Source organism: Variovorax sp. Soil_C_19 (genome assembly GCF_057657255.1).
Map to the genome: position 1 here is coordinate 109,229 of NZ_JBDGIV010000014.1, position 22,848 is coordinate 132,076.

At 68.7% G+C, this 22,848-nt stretch carries 24 protein-coding genes; 21 read left to right on the forward strand and 3 right to left on the reverse strand.

Annotation, left to right across the window (positions count from 1 at the left end):
- Window positions 1-18: 18 nt before the first annotated feature.
- From AC3A6R_RS22330 to AC3A6R_RS22350, 5 genes are all read left to right on the forward strand, one after another.
- Window positions 19-1,638, forward strand: coding sequence for a carboxyl transferase domain-containing protein (locus AC3A6R_RS22330; RefSeq protein WP_487862353.1), 1,620 nt, complete (start codon window positions 19-21; stop codon window positions 1,636-1,638).
- 1 nt (window position 1,639) lies between these two features.
- Window positions 1,640-2,434: an enoyl-CoA hydratase/isomerase family protein gene (locus AC3A6R_RS22335; protein WP_487865615.1), complete on the forward strand. Its 795-nt coding sequence runs from the start codon at window positions 1,640-1,642 to the stop codon at window positions 2,432-2,434.
- A gap of 10 nt (window positions 2,435-2,444) precedes the next feature.
- Entirely contained in the window at window positions 2,445-3,134 is a 690-nt protein-coding gene (locus AC3A6R_RS22340) for a DUF4126 domain-containing protein (RefSeq protein ID WP_487865616.1), read from the forward strand.
- Complete coding sequence (locus AC3A6R_RS22345) at window positions 3,109-5,115, forward strand: acetyl/propionyl/methylcrotonyl-CoA carboxylase subunit alpha (RefSeq protein ID WP_487865617.1); 2,007 nt, start codon at window positions 3,109-3,111, stop codon at window positions 5,113-5,115. Before AC3A6R_RS22340 ends, AC3A6R_RS22345 begins: the two co-directional genes overlap by 26 nt.
- A gap of 69 nt (window positions 5,116-5,184) precedes the next feature.
- Window positions 5,185-6,159, forward strand: coding sequence for a DUF4349 domain-containing protein (locus AC3A6R_RS22350; protein WP_487865618.1), 975 nt, complete (start codon window positions 5,185-5,187; stop codon window positions 6,157-6,159).
- A 1-nt stretch (window position 6,160) separates the two neighbouring features.
- Here the strand turns inward: AC3A6R_RS22350 and AC3A6R_RS22355 are convergent, their stop codons facing one another.
- Entirely contained in the window at window positions 6,161-6,475 is a 315-nt protein-coding gene (locus AC3A6R_RS22355; RefSeq protein ID WP_487862358.1) for an EthD family reductase, read from the reverse strand.
- A 77-nt stretch (window positions 6,476-6,552) separates the two neighbouring features.
- On the opposite strand from AC3A6R_RS22355, the gene AC3A6R_RS22360 reads away from it, so the two are divergent.
- From AC3A6R_RS22360 to AC3A6R_RS22390, 7 genes are all read left to right on the forward strand, one after another.
- Window positions 6,553-7,473 carry a 2-hydroxyacid dehydrogenase gene (locus tag AC3A6R_RS22360; protein WP_487862359.1) on the forward strand — a complete coding sequence of 307 codons (921 nt, stop codon included), beginning with the start codon at window positions 6,553-6,555 and terminating at the stop codon, window positions 7,471-7,473.
- 92 nt (window positions 7,474-7,565) lie between these two features.
- Window positions 7,566-8,333, forward strand: a complete 768-nt coding sequence (locus tag AC3A6R_RS22365) for an IclR family transcriptional regulator (protein WP_487865619.1) — start codon at window positions 7,566-7,568, stop codon at window positions 8,331-8,333.
- Window positions 8,330-8,722, forward strand: coding sequence for a cupin domain-containing protein (locus AC3A6R_RS22370; protein WP_487862361.1), 393 nt, complete (start codon window positions 8,330-8,332; stop codon window positions 8,720-8,722). The genes AC3A6R_RS22365 and AC3A6R_RS22370 overlap by 4 nt, the downstream gene beginning before the upstream one ends.
- A gap of 23 nt (window positions 8,723-8,745) precedes the next feature.
- Window positions 8,746-9,771 carry a Bug family tripartite tricarboxylate transporter substrate binding protein gene (locus tag AC3A6R_RS22375; RefSeq protein ID WP_487862362.1) on the forward strand — a complete coding sequence of 342 codons (1,026 nt, stop codon included), beginning with the start codon at window positions 8,746-8,748 and terminating at the stop codon, window positions 9,769-9,771.
- 123 nt (window positions 9,772-9,894) lie between these two features.
- Entirely contained in the window at window positions 9,895-11,121 is a 1,227-nt protein-coding gene (locus AC3A6R_RS22380) for a CaiB/BaiF CoA transferase family protein (RefSeq protein ID WP_487865620.1), read from the forward strand.
- Window positions 11,118-12,287 carry an acyl-CoA dehydrogenase family protein gene (locus tag AC3A6R_RS22385; RefSeq protein WP_487865621.1) on the forward strand — a complete coding sequence of 390 codons (1,170 nt, stop codon included), beginning with the start codon at window positions 11,118-11,120 and terminating at the stop codon, window positions 12,285-12,287. The genes AC3A6R_RS22380 and AC3A6R_RS22385 overlap by 4 nt, the downstream gene beginning before the upstream one ends.
- Before the next feature lie 124 nt (window positions 12,288-12,411).
- Window positions 12,412-13,332: a hydroxymethylglutaryl-CoA lyase gene (locus tag AC3A6R_RS22390; RefSeq protein WP_487862365.1), complete on the forward strand. Its 921-nt coding sequence runs from the start codon at window positions 12,412-12,414 to the stop codon at window positions 13,330-13,332.
- Between the two features lie 23 nt (window positions 13,333-13,355).
- On the opposite strand, the gene AC3A6R_RS22395 is transcribed toward AC3A6R_RS22390, so the two are convergent.
- Window positions 13,356-14,312: a LysR family transcriptional regulator gene (locus AC3A6R_RS22395; RefSeq protein ID WP_487865622.1), complete on the reverse strand. Its 957-nt coding sequence runs from the start codon at window positions 14,310-14,312 to the stop codon at window positions 13,356-13,358.
- A 166-nt stretch (window positions 14,313-14,478) separates the two neighbouring features.
- Between AC3A6R_RS22395 and AC3A6R_RS22400 the strand changes: the two genes are divergently transcribed.
- The 9 genes from AC3A6R_RS22400 (at window position 14,479) to AC3A6R_RS22440 (ending at window position 21,625) form a co-directional block, all read left to right on the forward strand.
- The gene (locus AC3A6R_RS22400; RefSeq protein WP_487862367.1) at window positions 14,479-15,381 is read left to right on the forward strand and encodes an amino acid ABC transporter substrate-binding protein; all 903 of its coding nucleotides are present in this window, start codon (window positions 14,479-14,481) and stop codon (window positions 15,379-15,381) included.
- Window positions 15,382-15,408: 27 nt separating this feature from the next.
- Window positions 15,409-16,158, forward strand: a complete 750-nt coding sequence (locus AC3A6R_RS22405; protein WP_487865623.1) for an amino acid ABC transporter permease — start codon at window positions 15,409-15,411, stop codon at window positions 16,156-16,158.
- A 6-nt stretch (window positions 16,159-16,164) separates the two neighbouring features.
- A complete protein-coding gene (locus tag AC3A6R_RS22410) occupies window positions 16,165-16,857 on the forward strand; it encodes an amino acid ABC transporter permease (protein WP_487862369.1) in 693 nt (230 codons plus the stop codon).
- Window positions 16,854-17,909, forward strand: a complete 1,056-nt coding sequence (locus AC3A6R_RS22415; RefSeq protein WP_487865624.1) for a threonine aldolase family protein — start codon at window positions 16,854-16,856, stop codon at window positions 17,907-17,909. The genes AC3A6R_RS22410 and AC3A6R_RS22415 overlap by 4 nt, the downstream gene beginning before the upstream one ends.
- 77 nt (window positions 17,910-17,986) lie before the next feature.
- Window positions 17,987-18,478 (forward strand): YbaK/EbsC family protein, encoded by a 492-nt coding sequence (locus AC3A6R_RS22420; protein WP_487865625.1) that lies wholly within the window; start codon window positions 17,987-17,989, stop codon window positions 18,476-18,478.
- 1 nt (window position 18,479) lies between these two features.
- The gene (locus AC3A6R_RS22425) at window positions 18,480-18,746 is read left to right on the forward strand and encodes a DUF1289 domain-containing protein (RefSeq protein ID WP_487862372.1); all 267 of its coding nucleotides are present in this window, start codon (window positions 18,480-18,482) and stop codon (window positions 18,744-18,746) included.
- Window positions 18,743-19,390 (forward strand): 2-hydroxychromene-2-carboxylate isomerase, encoded by a 648-nt coding sequence (locus AC3A6R_RS22430; protein WP_487865626.1) that lies wholly within the window; start codon window positions 18,743-18,745, stop codon window positions 19,388-19,390. Before AC3A6R_RS22425 ends, AC3A6R_RS22430 begins: the two co-directional genes overlap by 4 nt.
- 166 nt (window positions 19,391-19,556) lie before the next feature.
- Window positions 19,557-21,251 carry an MFS transporter gene (locus AC3A6R_RS22435; RefSeq protein ID WP_487862374.1) on the forward strand — a complete coding sequence of 565 codons (1,695 nt, stop codon included), beginning with the start codon at window positions 19,557-19,559 and terminating at the stop codon, window positions 21,249-21,251.
- A gap of 230 nt (window positions 21,252-21,481) precedes the next feature.
- Window positions 21,482-21,625 (forward strand): hypothetical protein, encoded by a 144-nt coding sequence (locus AC3A6R_RS22440; protein WP_487862375.1) that lies wholly within the window; start codon window positions 21,482-21,484, stop codon window positions 21,623-21,625.
- 33 nt (window positions 21,626-21,658) lie between these two features.
- Here the strand turns inward: AC3A6R_RS22440 and AC3A6R_RS22445 are convergent, their stop codons facing one another.
- Window positions 21,659-22,765, reverse strand: coding sequence for an ABC transporter substrate-binding protein (locus AC3A6R_RS22445; protein ID WP_487862376.1), 1,107 nt, complete (start codon window positions 22,763-22,765; stop codon window positions 21,659-21,661).
- Window positions 22,766-22,848: the final 83 nt, after the last annotated feature.

Genomic DNA, 22,848 nt, shown 5'->3' on the forward strand with positions numbered 1-22,848 from the left:
GCCGAACAAAGGGGCCCAATGAGCAAGATCGAAACCAAACTCAACGCCCGCTCCGCGGACTTCCAGGCCAATGCCGCCGCCATGCGAGCGCTGGTCGACGACCTTCGCGCGCAGTTCGCCAAGGTAGAGCAGGGCGGCGGCGAGGCCGCGCGCGCCAAGCACACCGCACGCGGCAAGCTGCTGCCGCGCGACCGCGTGGCCGAGCTGCTCGACCCGGGCACGCCGTTCCTCGAGATCTCGCCGCTCGCCGCGCACGGCATGTACAAGGGCGACGCGCCCGGCGCCGGCCTGATCGCGGGCATCGGCCGCGTCAACGGTGTCGACTGCATGGTGGTGTGCAACGACGCCACCGTGAAGGGCGGCACCTACTACCCGATGACGGTCAAGAAGCACCTGCGCGCACAGGAGATCGCCGAGCAGAACCGCCTGCCGTGCATCTACCTCGTCGACTCGGGCGGCGCCAACCTGCCGAACCAGGACGAGGTGTTTCCCGACCGCGACCACTTCGGCCGCATCTTCTACAACCAGGCCAATATGAGCGCCCAGGGCATCCCGCAGATCGCGGTCGTCATGGGCTCGTGCACGGCCGGCGGCGCCTATGTGCCGGCCATGAGCGACGAGTCGATCATCGTCAAGAACCAGGGCACCATCTTTCTCGGCGGCCCGCCGCTCGTGAAGGCGGCCACGGGCGAGGTCGTCACGGCCGAAGACCTCGGCGGCGGCGACGTGCACACCCGCCTGTCGGGCGTGGTCGACCACCTGGCGCAGAACGACCTGCATGCGCTCGCGCTGGCGCGCTCGGCGGTGGCGAACCTCAATGCGCAGCGGGGCGAAGAACAACGCGCCGCCCCGGCGGCCGACGAGGTGCGCGCACCCCTGTTCCCGCGCGAGGAACTCTACGGCGTGATCCCCACCGACACGCGCAAGCCCTTCGACGTGCGCGAGATCATTGCGCGCATCGTCGACGGCAGCGAGTTCCACGAGTTCAAGGCCCGATTCGGCGCCACGCTGGTCTGCGGCTTTGCCGAGATCGAAGGCATGCCGGTCGGCATCGTCGCGAACAACGGCATCCTGTTCAGCGAATCGGCGCAGAAGGGTGCGCACTTCATCGAGCTGTGCTGCCACCGCAAGATCCCGCTGGTGTTCCTGCAGAACATCACGGGCTTCATGGTCGGGCGCAAGTACGAGAACGAAGGCATCGCACGGCACGGCGCCAAGATGGTGACCGCCGTGGCCACCGCCAACGTGCCCAAGTTCACCATCATCATCGGCGGCAGCTTCGGTGCCGGCAACTACGGCATGTGCGGCCGGGCCTACAGCCCGCGCTTCCTCTGGATGTGGCCCAACGCGCGCATCAGCGTGATGGGCGGCGAGCAGGCCGCGAGCGTGCTGGCCACGGTCAAGCGCGACGGCATCGAACTGAAGGGCGGCAGCTGGAGCAAGGAAGAGGAAGAAGCCTTCAAGGCGCCGATCCGCCAGCAGTACGAAGACCAGGGCCACCCCTACTACGCGAGTGCACGGCTCTGGGACGACGGCATCATCGATCCGGCCGACACGCGCCGCGTGCTCGCGCTCGGTCTGGCCGCTGCGCGCCATGCGCCCATTCCCGAACCCCGCTTCGGCATCTTCCGGATGTGACATGACCACCTTCACCAAGCTCAAGCTCGAATCCGGCGATGGCCCGGTCGCGCGCATCTGGCTCGACCAGCCCGACGCGCGCAATGCCTTCGACGACACGGTGATCGCCGAGCTCGCGCAGGCCTTCACCGAAGCCGGCGCCGCGCCGCAGGTCAGGGCCATCGTGCTCGGCGCCAACGGCCCGGCGTTCTGCGCGGGCGCCAACCTGCACTGGATGCGCCGCATGGCCGACTACACGCGCGACGAGAACATTGCCGACGCTGGCAAGCTCGCCGCCATGCTGCGCACCATCGCCGAATGCCCCAAGCCCACCATCGCGCGGGTACAGGGCGACGTGTATGCCGGCGGCATGGGCCTGGTGGCCGCGTGCGACATGGCCGTGAGCGTCGACAGCGCCTGGTACTGCCTCAGCGAAGTGAAGATCGGCCTCGTGCCCGCGACCATCAGCCCGTACGTGCTGCGCGCGATGGGCACGCGGGCTTCGCAGCGCTACTTCCTCACGGCCGAGCGCTTCAGCGCCGCCGAGGCGCACCGCATCGGCTTCGTGCACGAGGTGGTCGCGGTCGAGGCGCTCGATGCCAAGGTCGACGAACTGCTGAAGGCGCTCACCGGCGCGAGCCCCGCTGCGGTGCGTGCCTGCAAGCAGCTGATCGCCGACGTGGACGGCCGCCAGATCGACGACGCGCTGGTCGCGAAGACGGTCGAGGGCATCGCCGACATCCGCGCCAGCGACGAAGGCCGCGAGGGCGTGCAGGCCTTCCTGCAGAAACGCAAGCCTTCGTGGCTGGGCCGCTGAGCGCGCACGCATGACCGCGCTCGACATGCCCCAGCTGCTCGCACTGGCCGCCGCCATCGGCTGGGCCAGCGGCGTGCGCCTCTACCTCGTGGTGCTGCTGACGGGCCTCGTCGGCTATTTCGGCTGGGTGCCGCTGCCGGGCGGGCTGCAAATGCTCGCGCATCCGGTCGTCATCGCGGCGAGCGGCTTCATGGTCTTCATCGAGTTCTTCGCCGACAAGATCCCGGGGCTCGATTCGCTTTGGGACATGGTGCACACCGCGATCCGCATCCCGGCCGGCGCAGCGCTCGCGGCCAGCGTGTTCGGCGCCGACCATGGCGTGATGGCGATCGTCGCGGCACTGCTCGGCGGCGGCTTCGCTGCGACCGCGCATGCGGCCAAGGCCACCACGCGCGCCGCGATCAACACCTCGCCCGAGCCGTTCTCGAACGTGGGCGCCTCGCTGGTCGAAGACACGATGGTGCCCGCGGGGCTGTGGCTGGCGGTGGCGCACCCGTTCGTGTTCCTCGTGCTGTTCGTGCTGGTGCTGGTCGCGAGCGTGTGGCTCATCCGCAAAAGCTGGCGCTTCCTCCGGGCGCTGTTCAGCCGCGTGGCCCGCATCTTCAGCGGCCGATCCGATCCGGGCGTCGTGCCCGCGTTTCAACTGAAAAAGAATCCTCCGGGAGACGCCTCGAATGTTCAAGAAAATCCTCATCGCTAACCGTGGCGAGATCGCCTGCCGGGTGGCTGCCACCGCGCGCCGCATGGCCATCCGCACCGTCGCCGTGTATTCCGACGCCGATGCGCACGCGAACCATGTGCGCGCCTGCGACGAGTCGGTGCACCTCGGCGGCAGCGCGCCCAAGGACAGCTACCTGCGCTGGCAGAAGATCCTCGAAGCCGCCAAGGCCACGGGCGCCGAGGCGGTGCATCCGGGCTACGGCTTTCTGAGCGAGAACGAGGAGTTCGCCCAGGCCTGCGCCGACGCGGGACTGGTCTTCATCGGCCCGCCGCCTTCGGCCATCAAGGCGATGGGGCTCAAGGCCGAGTCGAAGCAGCTGATGGAAAAGGCCGGCGTGCCGCTGGTGCCCGGCTACCACGGCCATGACCAGGACCCGGCGCTGCTGCAGCGCGAGGCCGACCGCATCGGCTATCCGGTGCTCATCAAGGCCAGCGCGGGCGGCGGCGGCAAGGGCATGCGCGCGGTCGACAAGGCGGCCGACTTCGAGGCCGCGCTCGCCTCGTGCAAGCGCGAGGCGATCAACAGCTTCGGCGACGATGCGGTGCTGATCGAGAAATACGTGCAGCGCCCGCGCCACATCGAGATCCAGGTGTTCGGCGATGCGCACGGCAACTACGTCTACCTGTTCGAGCGCGACTGCTCGGTGCAGCGGCGCCACCAGAAGGTGCTCGAGGAAGCGCCCGCGCCTGGCATGACCGAGGCGATGCGCAAGCAGATGGGCGAGGCGGCCGTGGCTGCGGCGCGCGCGGTGAACTACGTCGGCGCGGGCACGGTGGAGTTCATCGTGGAGCAGCGGGACGGCGGTGAGATGAATTTTTTCTTCATGGAGATGAACACCCGCTTGCAGGTGGAACATCCCGTCACCGAAGCCATCACCGGGCTCGACCTCGTCGAATGGCAATTGCGCGTGGCGTCGGGCGAGCTGCTGCCGGCGCAGCAAGCCGAGTTGCAGATCCACGGCCACGCGATCGAGGCCCGCATCTGCGCCGAGAACCCCGACAACAACTTCCTGCCCGCGACCGGCACGCTGCGCGTCTACCGCAAGCCACAGGCCACGGCGTTCCAACGCAGCCGCGTGCGCATCGACGACGGCGTGCGCGAGGGCGGCGAGATCTCGCCCTACTACGACTCGATGATCGCCAAGCTGATCGTGCACGGCGCCACGCGCGGCGAGGCGCTCGCGCGGCTCGATGCGGCGCTGGCGCAGGTGCACATCGTCGGCGTCGCGACCAACGTGCAGTTCCTGCGCGGCGTGCTCGCGACCGACTCGTTCGCCAAGGCAAATCTCGACACGGCGCTGATCGAGCGCGAGCGCGCCGTGCTGTTCGACCGTGAGCCGCTGGGCCTGCCGCTCGCGGCTGCCGCGGCGATCACGCGCACGCTGGTGGCCGAGGGCGCCGCGGCCGGCGCGTCCGACCCGTTTGCGCGCCGCGACGGCTGGCGTGCACTGGGCGCCTACACGCGCCGCTTCGATGTCGAGTTCCGCGGCGAGGCGCAGACCGCCTTGCTCACGTTCCGGCACGACGGCAGCCTCTGGCTCGAAGTCGGCGGTGTCGCGGGCCCGCTGACCGTCGGGCGTTTTCCTTCGGGCGAGTTCGAACTCGACTTCGCGGGCAACCGGCAGACGGTGAACGTCTACCTCGACGACGCGACGGCGCATGTCTTCGCAGCGAAGGGCGCCACGAAGATCACTGCCGTCGATCGCCTCGCGCATGCCGGTGACACACAGGCCGAAGGCGGCCGGCTCACCGCGCCGATGCCGGGCAAGGTCGTGTCGTTCGCGGTGAAGGCCGGCGACAAGGTCAGCCGCGGCCAGCCGCTGGCAGTGATGGAAGCCATGAAGATGGAGCACACCATCGCCGCGCCGGCCGACGGCACGGTCGAAGAGCTGCTGTTCGCGCCGGGCGAGCAGGTGGGCGAGGGCGACGAACTGCTGCGGATGGCGACCGCGGCGCCCTGAAGAAAAAAATTAACCCCGCTGCAGGCGCCGGCGCGTAACAGCCGAGGTCGTCATCACTCAAGGAACGCCATGACCGCTTCTCGCCTGCCTTCGGGCTCCCCCCGCCTTCTTGCCGACCGCCTGCGCGCGGGCGGCCTGCTGCTTGCACTGGCCGCCGCGCTGTCGCTGGCCGGCTGCGGCCGCGACAGGGACGCCAACAACCACAGCAGCGAGCCGGTCGCACCGCCGGCCATGGCCCCGGCCCCGGCCGGCGGCATGGCGATGAAGGCACAGCGCATGCAGCCGGCCGCGGAATCCAGCGCGTCGTCGAACATGCGGCAGGACGTGCAGCAGGATGCGCCGCTGCAGCGCTTCCTCGCGGTGCGGCAGGAGCTCGTCGTCGAGGTGCCGCCCGACCAGCTCGCGGCGGCCTTTGAAAAGATGCGCGATCTCTGCGGCACGCTGCAGTGCGAGCTGCTCTCGGCCTCGCTGCTGCGCGAAACGCCGCGGCAGCCCGGCAGCGCCATGCTCGAAGTGCGTGTTGCGCCGGCCGAGGTCGACAAGCTGCTCGGCGGGCTGGCGGGCGTCGCGAGCGTGGTCTCGCACACCACGACCAGCGAGGACAAGACCGTCGAGGTGATCGACGTCGAGGCCCGCATCAAGAACCGCACCGAGTTTCGCGACAGCCTGCGCGCGATGCTGGGCGATACCGTCACCAAGCGCACCATGGCCGACCTGCTGGCGATCCAGCGCACGCTGTCGAACACGCAGGCCGAACTCGACGCCACCGCCACGCAGCGCAAGGTGCTGGCGCAGCAGACCAGCAAGCAGCACATCCAGATCCAGTTCACGCCGAAGCGCGTGCTGGTAGCGGGCGGCGGCGACGGCTACAGCCCGATGAGGGAGGCGCTGCGCAACGCGGGTGCGGTGCTGGCCGAAAGCGTCGGCGCGCTGATCACCTTCGTGGCGGCGGCGCTGCCATGGCTGGTGATCGTGGTGCTGCCGGTGGCGTGGCTCGCGCGCGTGCTGTGGCGCCGCCGCAGCCGCCGCGCGCGCTCGAACTGACTCAGCCCACCACGACTTCGCTGACCTGCATCACCGGTGTGATGTCGGTGTAGTTCTGGATGTCGGCCCGGATTTCCTTGGCGTGCGGGCCGAACGCCGCCTGGAACGCCTCGGCCGACTCGCAGAACACGTGGCACATGCCGACGTAGGCCGGCGGCGAGCCCGGCGCGCCGCCGCCGAGACCCTTGTCGATGGTGTACGAGAGGCACGCATCGCCCATGCGCTCTTTCAACAGAGGCATGTGCTTGTCGCGGTAGTAGGCATGGTCGAACCGTGCGCCTTCGGTGTAGGGATACATCACGCTGACTTTGATCATGGGGTCTCCTGGTGGATGTTGCGCCGAGCATAGCCAACCGCCCACGTCGCGTCAGCGCCCTCACTAAGATCCGTTCCATGAAAATCATCGTCTCCCTCACCGACAACCGCCCCGAACCCTGGATCGAAGGCCTGCGAGCCGAACTGCCCGGCGCGCAGATCGAAGCCTGGAAGCCCGGCGCGCCGCAGGCCGACCATGCCGTGGTCTGGGCCCCGCCGCAGCAACTGCTCGACGAGCAGCCGCAATTGCGCGGCCTGTTCAACATCGGCGCCGGCGTCGATGCGCTGCTCAAGCTCGAGGTGCCCGCCCACACGCGCATCGTGCGGCTCGACGACGCGGGCATGTCGGTGCAGATGGCCGAGTACGTCTGCCACACGCTGATCCGCCACTTTCGCGAGTTCGACGTCTACGAGGCCGATGCGCGCGAAGGCCGCTGGAGCTACCGCAAGCCGAAGCTGCGGCGCGACTTTCCGGTCGGCATCATGGGCCTGGGCGTGCTCGGCGAGCGCGTGGCGAAGGCGGTGGCGCACTTCGAGTTTCCGGTGCTGGGCTGGAGCCGCTCGCCCAAGGCGATCGACGGCGTGAAGGTGTTCAGCGGCGAGGCGCAGTTCGACGAATTCCTCGCGTCCACGCGCGTGCTGGTCAACCTGCTGCCGCTGACCGATGCCACGCGCGGCATCCTCAACCGCGACACGCTCGGCCGGCTCCGGCCCGAGGGCTACCTGATCAGCATCGCGCGCGGCGCCCACCTGGTCGAGGACGACCTGATCCCGCTGCTCGACAGCGGCAAACTCGCGGGCGCGACGCTCGACGTGTTCCAGGTCGAGCCGCTGCCCGCCGACCATGCGTTCTGGCGCCATCCGAAGATCACCGTGACGCCGCACGGCTCGGCGCGCACGCTGCGCGAGGAATCGATCACCCAGATCGCCGGGAAGATCCGCGCGATGGAACAAGGCCAGTCCATCACGGGCGTGGTCGACCCGACGCGCGGGTACTGACCTTCACCCGGCCGAGGCCGGGGCCGCGGGTGGCGCCGAAGGCAGGGGAATCCCCAGGGTGCATTTTTCTTCATGTATGTGAAAATATTTTCATGACTGTGAAGACTGCCTTCCGCGTGATCGAGATCGTCGAGCTCTTCGCGCGCGAGAAGCAGCCGCTCGCGCTCTCGGAAATGGCGCGTCTGCTCGAGATGCCGGTGTCGAGCTGCCTCGGCCTGATCCGCACGCTCGAGGCGCAGGGCTACATGTACGAGACCGGCCGCCGCCAGGGCTATTACCCGACCGGCCGGCTGCTCGCGATGGCACAGGTGATCGCGGCGCACGATCCCGTGCTCGACCGCGTGCGCGCCACGCTCGAGGAGCTGCGCGACAGTGCGCGCGAGACCGTGCTGCTCGGCAAGTTCCGCGAGCCCGGCACCGTGATCTACCTCGAGGTGCTGAGCGCGCCGCAGCGCATCCGCTACACCGCCGAGTCGGGCGAAACCCGGCCTGCCTATGCCAGTTCGATGGGGCGCGCGCTGCTGTCCACGCTGGCGCCCGAGGCGCGCCGCACACTGCTCGCGGCCAGCCCGCTCGCGCCGCTCACCGAGGCCACGCTGACCACGCCCGAGGCCATCGAGCAGGAGCTCGTGCGCGGCGCTGCGCGCGGCTGGTACGGCAACCTGGGCGAAAGCATCCCCGACCTCGCCGGCCTCGCATGGCCACTGCGCCTGGGCGGCGAGGCGTATGCGATCTCGATCGCCGGCCCGCGCTACCGCGTCGAGCCGCGCCTCGAGGAGATCGCCGCGATGCTGCGCGCGGCCTGCCTGTCGCTCGAACCCCAGACGCAGACCCCGAACCCGACCGAAAGCCCCCGATGACCGACAAGCCCACGCCCCGCTACTTCGTGCGAGAACAAGAGATTGCCGGCTACCACCCCGCCAACCACGTCGGCACGCTCAACAAGCGCCTGATCGGCCCCGAGACCGTGGGCGCGAAGCAGCTCGAGGTGCTGGTCGGCCACATCCAGAACGGCAAGGGCGCGCTGCCGCATGCGCACCCCGGCATCGAGCAGGTCTGCTACATGCTCGAAGGCCGGGCCGTCGCCGAGGTCGGCGGGCAGCGGCAGGAACTGCAGCCGGGCGACTGCTGCTTCTTTCCGGCCGATGCGATGCACACCTTCACGGTGGTGAGCGACGAGCCCGTGCGCGTGCTGGTGATCTACAGCCCGCCCTACGAAGAATCGCCGGAGCGCGTGATCCGGCCCTGACAACCCCAACCGGAGACAACCCCATGCAGACGACGAAGAAGAACGCGACAGAATCCCAACGAACGGTCGCGGTGGCCAGCCGCCGCCGTTTCATTTCCATCGGCGCCGCGGCGGGCCTGGCAGGCGCCGCGCCGTGGGCCTTTGCGCAAGAGGGCTACCCCAAGCAGCCGATCAAGCTCATCGTGCCGTTCGCGGCCGGCAGCGGCACCGATGCGGTGGCGCGCATCACCGCGCAGATGCTCGGCGAGGCGCTCAAGGGCTCGGTCATCGTCGACAACAAGGCGGGCGCCAGCGGCGTGATCGCGGCCGAGTTCGTGGCGAAGGCGCCGCCCGACGGCTACACGCTGTTCATGACCACCAACACCACGCACTCGGCCAACCCGAGCCTCATGAAGTCGCTGCCCTACGACCCGGTGAAGGACTTCGCGCCCGTGAGCCGCATGGGCAACCTGCCTTTCATGCTGGTGGTCAACAACGACCTGCCCGTGAAGAGCGTGGCCGAGCTGCTGGCCTGGGGCCGCGCGAACCCCGGCAAGCTGACCTATGCGAGCGGCAACAGCACGGGCATCGTGAGCGGCGCCACGCTGTCGCGCATGAGCGGCGTGCCGATGCTCCACGTGCCTTACAAGAGCACGCCGCCCGCCATCGCCGACTTGATCGGCGGGCAGGTGTCGATGATGGTGGTCGACCTCGCCGCGGGGCTCGCGACGGTCAAGGCCGGCCGGATGCGCGCGATCGCGGTCACCACGCAGGAGCGCACCCAGCTCTTTCCCGAGCTGCCGCCGCTGGCCGACACGCCCGAGCTCAAGGGCTTCGACATCACCTCGTGGAACGGCGTCTTCGCGCCCGCGGGCACGCCGAAGGACATCGTGCTGAAGCTCAACAAGGCGCTCGCGGAGATGGCGAACGGCCCGGTGTTTCGCGAGCGCGTGAGCAAGCTGGGCTTCGATGCGTTCGGCAGCACGCCGGAAGCGCTGGGCGCCTTCACAGTGTCCGAACTGACCAAGTGGAAGAAGCTGATCGAGGCCGCGGGCATTCAACCCGAATGAGCACGCCATCGTATTTCTCCCTCCCCCTCCGGGGGAGGGCAGGGGTGGGGGCAAGCGGCGCATCCATCGCGCGCCCTGCCGCCCCCATCCCAACCTTCCCCCAGAGGGGGAAGGAGCCAAGACATGAACATCACCGGCCCCCTCCAGGGCATCCGCATCCTCGACCTCACGGCCGTGGTGATGGGCCCCTACGCCACCCAGACGCTCGGCGATCTCGGTGCCGACATCGTGAAGGTCGAACCGCCCTCGGGCGACAACCTGCGCGCCGTCGGGCCGATGCGCCATGCGGGCATGGGCGCCATGGCGCTGCACCTGAACCGCAACAAGCGCTCGATCGTGCTCGACCTCAAGCAGCCCGAAGGCCGCGAGGCCTGCCTGCGGCTGGCGGCGGGCTGCGATGCGCTGATCTACAACACGCGGCCGCAGGCGATGGCGCGGCTCGGTCTGGGCTACGAGGCGGTCGCGGCGGCCAATCCGAAGATCGTCTATCTCGGCGCCTTCGGCTACGGCGAGCAGGGCCCCTATGCCGGCAAGCCCGCCTACGACGACCTGATCCAGGGCGCGGCTGGCGTGGCCTCGCTGTTCGCGCAGCAAAGCGGCGGCGCGCCGCGCTATGCGCCGGTCACCCTCGCCGACCGCGCGGTCGGGCTGCAGGCCGCCATCGCGCTGCTGGCCGCGGTGCTGCATGCGCAACGCACCGGCCAGGGCCAGGCGGTGGAAGTCCCGATGTTCGAGGCGCTCTCGCAGTTCGTGATGGGCGACCACCTCGGCGGCCAGAGCTTCGAGCCGCCGCTCGGCCCGACGGGCTATGCGCGTCTGCTCGCGCCCCACCGTAAGCCCTACGCCACGGCCGACGGCCACCTGAGCGTGCTGATCTACAACGACAAGCACTGGCAGGCCTTCTTCGACGTGATCGGCCGGCCCGAGCTGCGCCACTCGCCGATGTTCGGCACCCACACCGCGCGCGCGGCGCACATCGCCGAGGTCTATGCCTTCGTGGCCGAGGTCATGGCCACGCGCAGCAGCGACGAATGGTTCGCGCTGCTCGAAGCGGCCGACATTCCCGTCGCACGGCTGCACAGCACCGAGAGCCTGCTCGGCGATCCGCACCTGCGCGCGGTCGGCTTCTTTCCCGAGGTCGACCATCCCACCGAAGGCCGCATCCGCACCATGGCGCCGGTGGGGCGCTACAGCGCCACGCCCGCCTCGCTGCACCGCCCCGCGCCGCGCATTGGCGAGCACAGCGTCGAGCTGCTGCGTGAAGCCGGCTACGACGAAGCGGCCATCGATGCGATGCGCGCGCGCGGCATCACGCTGCAGCCCGATCCACCCGAGAAAGAAGGCAAATGAATTTTTCCCTGAACGAAGACCAGCGCTCGCTGGTCGCGGCCATCGAACGGCTGTGCGAAGACTTTCCGATCGAGTATTGGCGCGACCACGACGAACGCGCCGCGTTCCCGCACGAATTCCACCGCGCCGTGGCCCAGAGCGGCTGGCTCGGCATCGCAATGCCCGAGGCCCAGGGCGGCGCGGGGCTCGGCATCACCGAGGCCGCGCTGATGATGCGCGCCATCAGCGCCTCGGGCGCGGGCATGTCGGGCGCCTCCGCGGTGCACATGAACATTTTCGGGCTCAACCCGGTGGTGGTGTTCGGCAGCGACGCGCAGCGCCAGCGCTTCCTGCCGCCGCTCATCGCGGGCACCGAAAAGGCCTGCTTCGCGGTGACCGAACCCGATGCGGGGCTCGACACCACGCACCTCAAGACGCAGGCCGTGCGCCAGCCCGGCGGCGGCTACCTGCTGCACGGGCGCAAGATCTGGATCTCGACCGCGCAGGTGGCCGACCGCATGCTGATCCTTACGCGCACCACGCCGCTCGACCAGGTGAAGAAGCCCACGCAGGGGCTCACGCTCTTCTACACGGCGCTGGACCGCAGCAAGGTCGAGGTGCGCGAGATCCACAAGCTCGGCCGGGCGGCGGTCGACTCGAACATGCTCTTCATCGACGGGCTCGAGGTGCCGGAGGAAGACCGCATCGGCGAGGAAGGGCGCGGCTTCGAGTACATCCTGCACGGGCTCAACCCCGAGCGCATCCTGATCGCCGCCGAAGCCATCGGCATCGGCCGCGCCGCGCTGCGCATCGCTTCGCAGTACGCGCAGGAGCGCGTGGTGTTCGGGCGGCCCATCGGGCAGAACCAGGGCGTGGCGCATCCGCTCGCGCGGGCCTGGGCCAACCTCGAGGCGGCCGACCTGATGATGCTCAAGGCCGCCACGCTGTACGACGCCGGCGCGCCCTGCGGCATCGAGGCCAACGCCGCCAAGTACCTGGCGGCCGAAGCCGCGCACGACGCCTGCCAGAACGCGGTGCTCACGCTCGGCGGCATGGGCTACGCGAAGGAATACCACGTCGAGCGGCTGCTGCGCGAGAGCTACATCCCGCGCATCGCGCCCGTGAGCCCGCAGATGATCCTGAACTTCATTGCGGAAAAGGCGCTGGGGCTGCCCAAGTCGTACTGAAGCGCCGCGGCCCGACTGGCGCGATCTGCAACCCCGCTGGCGCGCATTGCAACCCCTCGCGCCGCACGTGCGGTGCAGGTGGCCGACAATCGCCGAACGGTTTTTTCTTCTTCAGAGACACGCCATGAAACTCCCCGCCAAGGTCCAGCTCGTCGATGTCGGCCCGCGCGACGGATTGCAGAACGAGAAGCAGCCCGTCGCCGCCGAAGTCAAGATCGCCCTCGTGCACCGCCTGCAGGAGGCCGGCCTGACGGAGATCGAGGTCACCAGCTTCGTGTCGCCCAAGTGGGTGCCGCAGATGGCCGACAACGCCGAGGTGATGCATGGCATCCGGCGCAAGCCCGGCGTGCGCTACTCGGTGCTCACGCCCAACATGAAGGGCTTCGAGGCCGCCATCGCCGCGCCGCGCGAAGAGTGGCCCGACGAGATCGTGGTGTTCGGCGCCGCGAGCGAGGCCTTCAGCCAGAAGAACATCAACTGCTCGATCGCCGAGAGCATCGAACGCTTCGCGCCCGTGGTGGCCGCGGCGCGCGCGAAGGGCATCGGCGTGCGCGGCGCCATGTCGTGCACCGTGGGCTGCCCGTACGAGGGCGACATCGCACCCGAACGCGTGGGCATGCTGGCCGGGCTGATGAAGGACATCGGCGTGCAGCGCGTGGACGTGGCCGACACCATCGGCGTGGGCACGCCGCGCAAGGTGCAGGCCGCGATCGAGGCGACGCTGGCGCATTTCGGCGTCGACCAGATATCGGGCCATTTCCACGACACCTACGGCCAGGCGCTGGTCAACACGCTGGCCTCGCTGGAGATGGGGGTCTGGAACTTCCAGTCGTCCTCCGCCGGGCTGGGCGGCTGCCCCTACGCCAAGGGCGCGACCGGCAACGTCGCGACCGAGGACGTGGTCTACATGCTGCACGGCATGGGCATCGAGACCGGCATCGACCTCGACCGGCTGATCGACGCGGGCGTGTACATCAGCGAGGCGCTCGGGCGCGAGCCGAACTCGCGCGCGTCGAAGGCGATCCGCACCAAACGCGCGGGATAGGCGGGGGGGCGCGCGCCTCCGCTTCAGGCGCTGCCGTCGGGCGCGGCCGCCGCCGTGCCCGGGAGGCTCGCGAACTCACGCCGCAAGGCGCCGCGCGCCGAGTCGGCGAAGGTCTGCACCAGCCGGTGCTGCTCCATTTGCGTCGGGTACAGCAGCGCCACCGACATCGAGGTCTCCGGCAGGAACGGCCGCACCTGCAGCCGCGCCTCGCGCAATTCGTCCTGCGCGGCCAGCGGGTTGATCAGCCCGATGCCGATGCCCGCCGCCACCAGCGCGCAAACCGTCGAACCGAGATTGGCTTCGGCCGTGATGGTGCAGCTGGCGCCGGCCTCGGCCAGCAGCTGGTCGCAGCGCTGGCGCAGGCTGCTGCCCTGGGCCGCGGCGACGAGCGCGTGGCCGTCGAGGTCGCGCGCGTGCACCACCCGAAGCTGCGTCAGCGGATGATCGGGCGGCAGCACCACCACGAAGTTCGCGCGGTGCAGCACCTCGACCTGCAGGTCCTGCGCATCGGCCTCTTCGTCGTACAGCATGGCGAGACCGGCATCGCAGAAGCCCGAATGAACCCAGCGGTGCACCGCCTGCGCATCGCCTGAGTGAATGGCCACCAGCACCCGCGGATGGGCCAGCTTGAAGCTGGCCACGGCGCGGGCCATCGGCCCACCGGCCAGCCGCGGCATGGCGGCGACGCTGAGGCGCTGCGTGCCGAATGCGCGGATGTGGGTGGCCGCCGTTTCCAGGCTGGTCAGCCCGTCGAAGGTCTTGCGCACCTCGTTGTGAAAGCGCAGGCCCTCCAGCGTCGGCTTCAGCCGGCTGCCACTGCGCTCGAACAGCTTGAACTGGACGATCGCCTCCAGCTGGCCGATCAGCCGGCTGATCTGCGGCTGCGAGGTGTGCAGCGCCACCGCGGCACCGGTCATGGTGCCCAGGCGGATCACGCTGTTGAAGGCTTCGATGTGGCGCAAGGCCATGCGATTAGTCATATCAGATCTGTATGGAAGACTGGTGAAGCGGCATTGGCCGCCATGGCGCAGACCGAGCATACTTTCGTTACACGCCGCCTACAGCGAACAGTTCGCGGGGGCAGCAGCCTCGGGCGAGCCGCCGGAAGCGGTCCGCCCGCCATACCAAACCGAAGGGGTAGAAGACATGAAATTCGGTCCATCGATCGTTCTCGGCGTCACCTTGCTGGTCGTCGCCGCCCAGGCTCAGGCCGGCCGCCTCGAGAAGATCCGCGAAACCGGCGCCATCGTGCTGGGGCATCCCGAAACCTCGGTGCCCTTTGCCTACCTCGACGGCGACCAGAAGCCGGTCGGCTACATGGTCGAGATCTGCGAGAACGTGGCGCGCGCGGTGCAGAAGTCGCTCAAGCTCGAGACGCTGCAGGTGCGCTACAACCCGACCACCTCGGCCACCCGCCTGCCGCTCCTGGCCAACGGCACGATCGACCTGGAGTGCGGCAACACCACCAACAAGCCCGAGCGCCACAAGATGGTCTCGTTCGCACCGACCACTTTCGTGGCGCAGGTGGTGCTGGTGGCGCGCAAGGATGCGGGCGTGGACGTGAACAACCCGGCCTCGTTCCGCGGCAAGACCATTGCCGCGCAGGCGGGCGGCCAGACCTTCAAGCTGATCTCGCAGATCAATGCGCGCGAGAACCTGGGCATCACGGTGGCGCCCGCCAAGAACACGGCCGAAGGCTTCCTGATGGTGGAAACCGGGCGCGCCGCCGGCTCCATCAGCGACGACGGCCTGGCCTACGGCGCGGTGGCCTCGGCGCGCAACCCTGCCGACTTCGTGGTCGGCACCCGCGGCCTCGAACTCGCGCCCTACGGGATCGTGGAGCCGAAGGACGACCCTGCTTTCAAGAAGGTGGTCGACGACGCCGTGGTGGCGCTGATCAAGGACGGCACTGTCGCCAAGCTGTACGACAAGTACTTCAATGCACCGATCCCGCCCAAGCAGATCAACCTGCAGTTTCCGATGAGCGACGCGCTCAAGCGGGCGCTGGCCAAGCCCACCGATTCGGGCGACCCGAAGGCCTACGAGTAACGCTCCCGCTGGGCACGGCGCACGCGCATGAACTACGACTGGAGCTGGGCGGTCTTCCAGGAGCTGTCGCTGGACGGGGTGAACCCCTACTGGGAGATGCTGCTGGTCGGCGTGGGCTGGACGCTGGCCCTGGCGCTGGTGGCCTGGGTGCTGGCGCTGCTGGGCGGCAGCCTGCTGGGCGTGATGCGCACGACCAGCGGGCGCGGCTGGCGGTTCGGCGTGACGATCTACGTCGAGGCGTTCCGCAGCGTGCCTTTGCTGGTGCAGATGTTCCTCTGGTACTTCGTGCTGCCCGAACTGCTGCCGAAGGCGTGGGGCGACGCGATGAAACAGATGCCGCAACCCTGGGGCCAGTTTCTGCCCGCCCTGGCCTGCCTGACCTTCTACGGGTCGGCGCGCGTGGCCGAGCAGGTGCGCTCGGGCATCCAGTCGCTGCCGCGCGGGCAGTTCAACGCCGCCACCGCGATGGGGCTGACCGAGTTCCAGCTCTACCGCCACGTCATCGTGCCGCAGGCCATGCGCATCGTGATCCCGCCGTTGACCTCTGAGTTCACCGGCATCATCAAGTATTCGTCGGTGGCCTTGACGATCGGCCTGCTGGAGCTCACCGGCCAGGCGCGCTCGATGCAGGAATACACCTTCCACATCTTCGAGGCCTTCAGCGCCGCGACAGCGGGCTACCTGGTCATCAACGGCGTGGTGGTGCTCGGCATGCGCAGCATGGAGCGCCGGCTTGCGGTGCCGGGGCTGATCGGCGCGGGCGACCGCAAGGGCTGAACACGCATGGCCTATTCCTTCGACTGGTCGGTCATTCTCGACGCGGCCCCCTACCTCTTCGCCGAGGGCATGCGCTTCTCGCTCACCCTGGCCGGGCTCTCCGCCGTGATGGGGCTGGCGCTCGGCACGGTGCTGGCGATCGCGCGGCTGTCGCCGCGCCGGCTGATCTCCTGGCCGGCGGGCATCTACGTCAACACGCTGCGCTCGGTGCCGCTGCTGCTGGTGATCTTCTGGTTCTATTTCCTCATGCCCTACCTGGGCGCGTGGATCACCGGCGCCTCGCGGCCGGTGGCGGTGGGGGCGTTCAAGTCGGCGGTGATCACCTTCACGCTGTTCGAGGCCGCCTACTTCTGCGAGATCATGCGCGCCGGCATCCAGTCGATCGCGCGCGGCCAGTCCGCCGCGGCGCAGGCACTCGGGCTCACGCACTGGCAGAGCCTGCGCCACATCGTGCTGCCCCAGGCCGTGCGCAACATGATGCCGGCGCTGGTGACGCGGCTGATCATCCTTTTCCAGGACACCTCGCTGGTCTATGTGCTGTCGCTGACGGACTTTCTCGGTGCCGCCGCGAAGGTCGGCCAGCGCGACGGCCGGCTGGTCGAGATGTACCTGTTCGTCGCAGTCGTCTACATGGTGATCTGCGGCACCGCTTCGCAGATCGTTCGACTGCTGGAACAACGCAAGACCGTCATCCGATGAGCACCCAGACAATCCTTTCCGAAGCCGCTGACGCCGTCGATCTGCGCAGCGACACCGTCACCCGGCCGACCGATGCCATGTTCGAACGGGCGCGCAGCACGGCGCTCGGCGACGACGGCCTCGACGGCGACCCCACGGCCGTCGAGCTCGAGGCCTTTGCCGCCGTCGAGCTCGGCAAGGAGGCCGGCCTGTTCGTCCCCACCTGCACCATGGGCAACCTGCTCGCGGTGCTGGCGCAGGTGCCGCGCCATGGCCAGGTGGTGACGGAGGCCAGCGCCCACATGATCACGGCCGAGCGCGGCAGCGCCACGTTGACGGGCGCTTTCTATGTCGGCATTCCCGGCAGCGACGGCGCCATGGACGCGAACCAGCTGGAAGAGAACCTCTCGGCCGGCGGCCATCGGCTGCGCACGTCGCTGGTGGCCATGGAAACCTCGCACAACAACGCCGGCGGCGCGGTGCTGCCGCTCGCGCACATGGCGCAGGTGCATGCGCTGGCGCAGCGCCACGGGGCGGCGGTGCACCTCGACGGCGCCCGCCTGTACAACGCCGCAGTGGCGCTGCAGGCGCCGGTGGCGCACCTGGCACAGCATGTCGACAGCGTTTCGCTGTGCCTGTCGAAGGGATTGAGTGCACCGGCCGGCGCGGTGCTGGTGGGCAGCCGCGCACTGGTCGACCGGGCGCGCACGCTGCGGCGCATGCTCGGCGGCACGCAGCGGCAGATCGGCGTGCTGGCGGCCTTCGGCCTGGAAGCGCTGCAGACCATGGGCCAGCGGCTCGGCGAAGACCACGCGCGTGCGCAGCGCCTGAGCGAAGCACTGCGCGCCCTCGGATCGGCGCTGGAGATTTCGCGGCCGATGACCAACATCGTGCTGGTCGATGTCTCGGCCACCGGCCGCAGCAGCGGCGACTGGGTGGCGGCATTGGGCACTGCCGGCCTGCAGGTGCGGCCGTGGGGGCCGCGCGCGCTGCGCTGCGTGACGCACCGCCACATCGACGATGCGGCGATCGCACGGGCCGTGAACGCCTTCGAGCGCGTGCTGGCCGGGTAGGCCCCGCAGCGCGCCAGCGCGGCACCGCCGCATGGCCGACAATCGGCGCCGTATTTCTTCATTTCCGTTGAACCACGATGTGCGGCGCTGAACTCCACTCCCTTCCCGATTCCGTCCAGCGCGTGGCGCGCGCCCTACAGGACGCGGGCCATCCACACGCGCCGCGCATGCTCGACGACGCCTGCCGCACCGCGCAGCAGGCGGCCGATGCGCTCGGCATCGCGGTCGGACAGATCGCCAAGAGCATCATCTTCCGGCGCAAGAGCGACGACGCGGCGGTGCTGGTCATCACCTCGGGCGACAAGCGCGTGGACGAGAAGAAGGTCGATGCGATGGTCGGCAAGACCGGCCGCGCCGACGCCGAGTTCGTGAAGGCGCGCACGGGCTTCACGATCGGCGGCGTGTCGCCGGTGGCGCATGCAACGAAGCCGGTGGTGCTGATCGACCGCGAGCTGTTCCGCTTCGACGAGATCTGGGCCGCGGCCGGCCATCCGCATGCGGTGTTCCAGCTGCGGCCGCACGACCTCGAGAAGCTCACCGACGGCGCGCCCGTGGCAGACGTCGTGTGACGTGAACCTCGACGCGGCGCGAACACTGGCCGAACGTGCGGCCGCCGTGCAGCAGTCGGCGGACGCCACGCCGTCGCCGTGCACCTCGGTCTGCCGCATGGACCGCCTGAGCGGCTTGTGCGAAGGGTGCCTGCGCACCATCCCCGAGATCGCCGGCTGGAGCCGCATGGACGACGATGGCCGGCGCGGCGTGTGGCGCGCGATAGAGTGGCGGGCACGCGCCGGCATCTGGCGCATGCCGGACCCATCTGGAGACAACGACACATGAAGCACATCGACTTCTATCTCGACTTCATCTCGCCCTACGCGCACCTCGCGTTCGAGCACCTGCCGCAGGCGCTCGAAGGCTTGAGCTACAGCGTGGCCTACAAGCCCGTGCTGCTCGGTGCGATCCTCAAGCACCACGGCCAGCTCGGCCCGGCCGAGATCCCGGCCAAGCGCGCCTGGACCTACCGCCATGTGCTCTGGCTCGGCCATGCCAACGGCATCCAGATCGAGATGCCGGCCTCGCACCCGTACAACCCACTCGCGCACCTGCGGCTCGCGCTGGCGACGTCGAGCGACGGCAGCATCAGCCGCCTCGCCGCGGAGACGCTGTTTCGCCATGTATGGCGCGGTGGCGAGGAAGCCGCCGATCCCGCGCGCCTGGCCGCGGCGGCGGCGCAACTCGGCACGCCGCTGCGCGACGCCAACGGCGACGAGAACAAGGCGCTGCTCAAGCGCAACACCGACGAGGCGATCCAGGCCGGGGTGTTCGGCACGCCGGCCTGCGTGGTCGACGGCCGGTTGTTCTGGGGCTTCGACGGCCTCTCGATGCTGCGCGGCTACCTTGCGGGCGATCCGTGGTTTGCTGGCGCGCAATGGGACGGCGCCGCCCAGCGCCCGTCCATGTTGCGCAGCAGCAAAGGCTGACAAAACGACGATTTCTTACAAGCTGAAACGTGCCCCGCGGGTTTCACCCTAATTCGTAAGCGTCGATTCAGTTTCGCGAAAGGCTCGGGTCAGTCGCGGCTCCAAGAATGCGTCACGGTCCCGGATGCCGGGGTCGAACGTACGCATTACACAGGAGACGACGCAAATGGCAACGACACTGGATTCGAAGGGGGTGCCGCATCCGGCCCCCCGGCCCATGTCCGCGGAGGAAAAGAAGGTCATCTTCGCTTCCTCCCTGGGCACGGTGTTCGAGTGGTACGACTTCTATCTCTATGGCTCGCTCGCCGCGATCATCGCCAAGCAGTTCTTTAGCGGCCTGGATGCGGGTGCGGCCTTCATCTTCGCGCTGCTGGCCTTTGCCGCCGGCTTCCTGGTGCGTCCGTTCGGCGCCATCGTGTTCGGCCGCCTCGGCGACATGATCGGGCGCAAGTACACCTTCCTGGTCACGATCCTGATCATGGGCCTGTCGACCTTCATCGTCGGCCTGCTGCCCAGCTACGCGACCATCGGCGTCGCCGCACCCGTGATCCTCATCGCGCTGCGCATGCTGCAGGGCCTGGCGCTCGGCGGCGAGTACGGCGGTGCGGCCACCTACGTGGCCGAGCACTCCCCGCACGGCAAGCGCGGCGCCTACACCTCGTGGATCCAGACCACCGCCACGCTCGGGCTGTTCCTGAGCCTGCTGGTGATCCTGGGCGTGCGCACCTGGCTCGGCGAACAGGCGTTCGGCGATTGGGGCTGGCGCATTCCGTTCCTGGTGTCGATCGCACTGCTCGGCATCTCGGTGTGGATCCGGCTGTCGCTGAGCGAATCGCCGGCTTTCCAGAAGATGAAGGCCGAAGGCAAGACCTCGAAGGCGCCGCTGGCTGAATCCTTCGGCGAATGGAAGAACCTCAAGATCGTGATCCTGGCGCTCGTCGGCCTGACCGCCGGCCAGGCCGTGGTCTGGTACACGGGCCAGTTCTATGCGCTGTTCTTCCTCACGCAGCAGCTCAAGGTCGACCCCACCACCGCCAACCTGATGATCGCCGCCTCGCTGCTGCTGGGCACGCCGTTCTTCGTGCTGTTCGGCATCCTGTCGGACAAGATCGGCCGCAAGCCGATCATCATGGCGGGCTGCCTGCTGGCCGTGGTGACCTACTTCCCTGTCTTCAAGATGATCACCGAGTACGCCAACCCCGACCTGGCCCGCGCCCAGGCGACGGCTGGCGTCACGGTCACGGCCGATCCGAAGTCCTGCTCGTTCCAGGGCAACCCGGTGGCACGCGAGATCGACTTCCGCAGCTCGTGCGACATAGCCAAGCGCTACCTGGTGCAGAACTCGGTGAGCTACGACAACGTCGAGGGCGCGCCGGGCTCCAAGGCCATCGTCAAGATCGGCGACAAGACCATCGAGGCGCCCGTGGGCAACGTGGTCAACCTGAAGTTCGACGAGGGCTCCGCCAAGGAGATCGCCGCCTTCAAGAAGGCCGTGGCCGACGACCTGAAGGTCGCGGGCTACCCGGCCAAGGCCGACCCCGTCAAGATGAACAAGGCCGTGGTCATCGCGCTGCTGTTCTGGTTGGTGCTGCTGGTCACCATGGTGTACGGCCCGATCGCCGCCATGCTGGTCGAGCTGTTCCCCACGCGCATCCGCTACACCTCGATGAGCCTGCCGTACCACATCGGCAACGGCTGGTTCGGCGGCCTGCTGCCGACTACCGCGTTCGCGATCGTGGCGACCACCGGCAACATGTACAACGGCCTCTGGTACCCGATCATCATCGCGGCCATGACGCTCGTCATCGGCACGCTGTTCATCCGCGAAACGAAGGACGTCGACATCTACGCCAATGATTGAGACGCCCCCCGAAGCGCCTTCGGCGCCTCCCCCCCACTGGGGGGCGCACCCAGCGGCCTGGCAAAGCCAGTTCCGCGGGTGCACTTGGCTGAGCTGCTTGCGGCGCATGCGCCGGCGGGCTTCGGGAATTCTCAGGAAGGCGTAGGCCTTCCGTTCAACAAAGGGGCTTCATGCCGGTCCGGCACGAGGCCCTTTTCTTGAACCCCAGACATCACCAGGAGACAGCACCCATGTGGAAGATCGCCATCGGCTTCGTCATCTTTGCCGCCATCGCCCTTTACGTGATCTCGCAGGCCGGCGACAAGATCGACATGTCCGGCGAGAAGCACGGCGGCGACGTCATGCACGAGCCTGCGCCCGCGGGCCAGAAATAGGTCGGCAGGCGAGCGGCGCGGGGCGCGCCCGGCTCAGCGCTTGAAGCGGCCGTCGCTGATGATCGAAAGATCGGCGAAGTCGATCCCCGAATGGTCCTGGGGCGAATAGCTCACCTCCAGCCCGCCGAGATCGTAGGCACGCAGGCCGTCGAGTGCCGCCAGCACCTTCGCGCGCGTGGGCTTGGGCCCGGCGCGGCGCAGCGCCTCGACCAGCACCTTGCCGGCGGCAAAGCCCTCGAGCGCGGCCGGCGACAGCTCGGCCTGCCCCTTGGTGCGCGCCAGCGACAGGGCTTCCTTGACCATCGGGTAGCTGATCGAGCGCTCGTTCGGGAAGACCTGCGTCACGATCACGCCCTTGCTCGCTTCGCCGAGCTGCTTGACGAAACCCGAGGACGCATTGTTCGACAGCGTCACCACCTGCGCGGCGGAACCGGCCGCGCGCAGTGCCTTGATGCCTTCGACCACCACCGTGCCCGATCCGATCCACAGCACCGCCTGGGCATTGGCGCCCTTCACGGCCGCAATGATCGCCGGGTAGTCGGGCTTGTCGCGGTCGGCCGGCAGCGTCACCGTGGGCTTGGATTGGCCCTTGGCAAAGCCGGCCATCGCGCCCTCGAGCGCATCGAGACCGAACGAATCAGTGACATGGACCACGGCGATGCGCGAGATGCCAGTGGTCAGCAGGTGCTGCACCGCCTTCTCCGCCTCGCGCTGGTAGGTGGAACGCACGTTGAACACATGCTTCTGCACGGGCTTGTGCAGCACCATCGCGCCGGTGGAGGGCGCGATCAGCGCCACCTCGTGCCGGTCGAGCCAGGGCACGATGGCCTGCGAATGCGGCGTGCCGCGGCTCAGGAACAGCGCGACCACCTTTTTCTCTTCGATCAGCACGCGGGCGTTCTCGCCGGCGCGCTTGACGTCGAAGGCATCGTCCATGCGGATCACCTCGATCTTCTCGCCGTGGATGCCGCCCGCGGCATTGGCCGCGTCGATCACCAGTTGGGCACCGCCGATCGTCTCGTTCACGCTGGCGGCGACCGAGCCGGTCAGGCCCGCGGTCTGGCCGATCAGGATCTGCGCCGGGACGGCGGTGGCGGCCCCGGCCATCAGGGCGGCGCAGAGCAGGTGCAGCTTGTTCATGAAGTCACTTTCGGATGCCTGGCTTAGACGTAAGCAAAAGTCCTATTTGTTAATAAATTGTCACAACATGCATCCGTACAAAC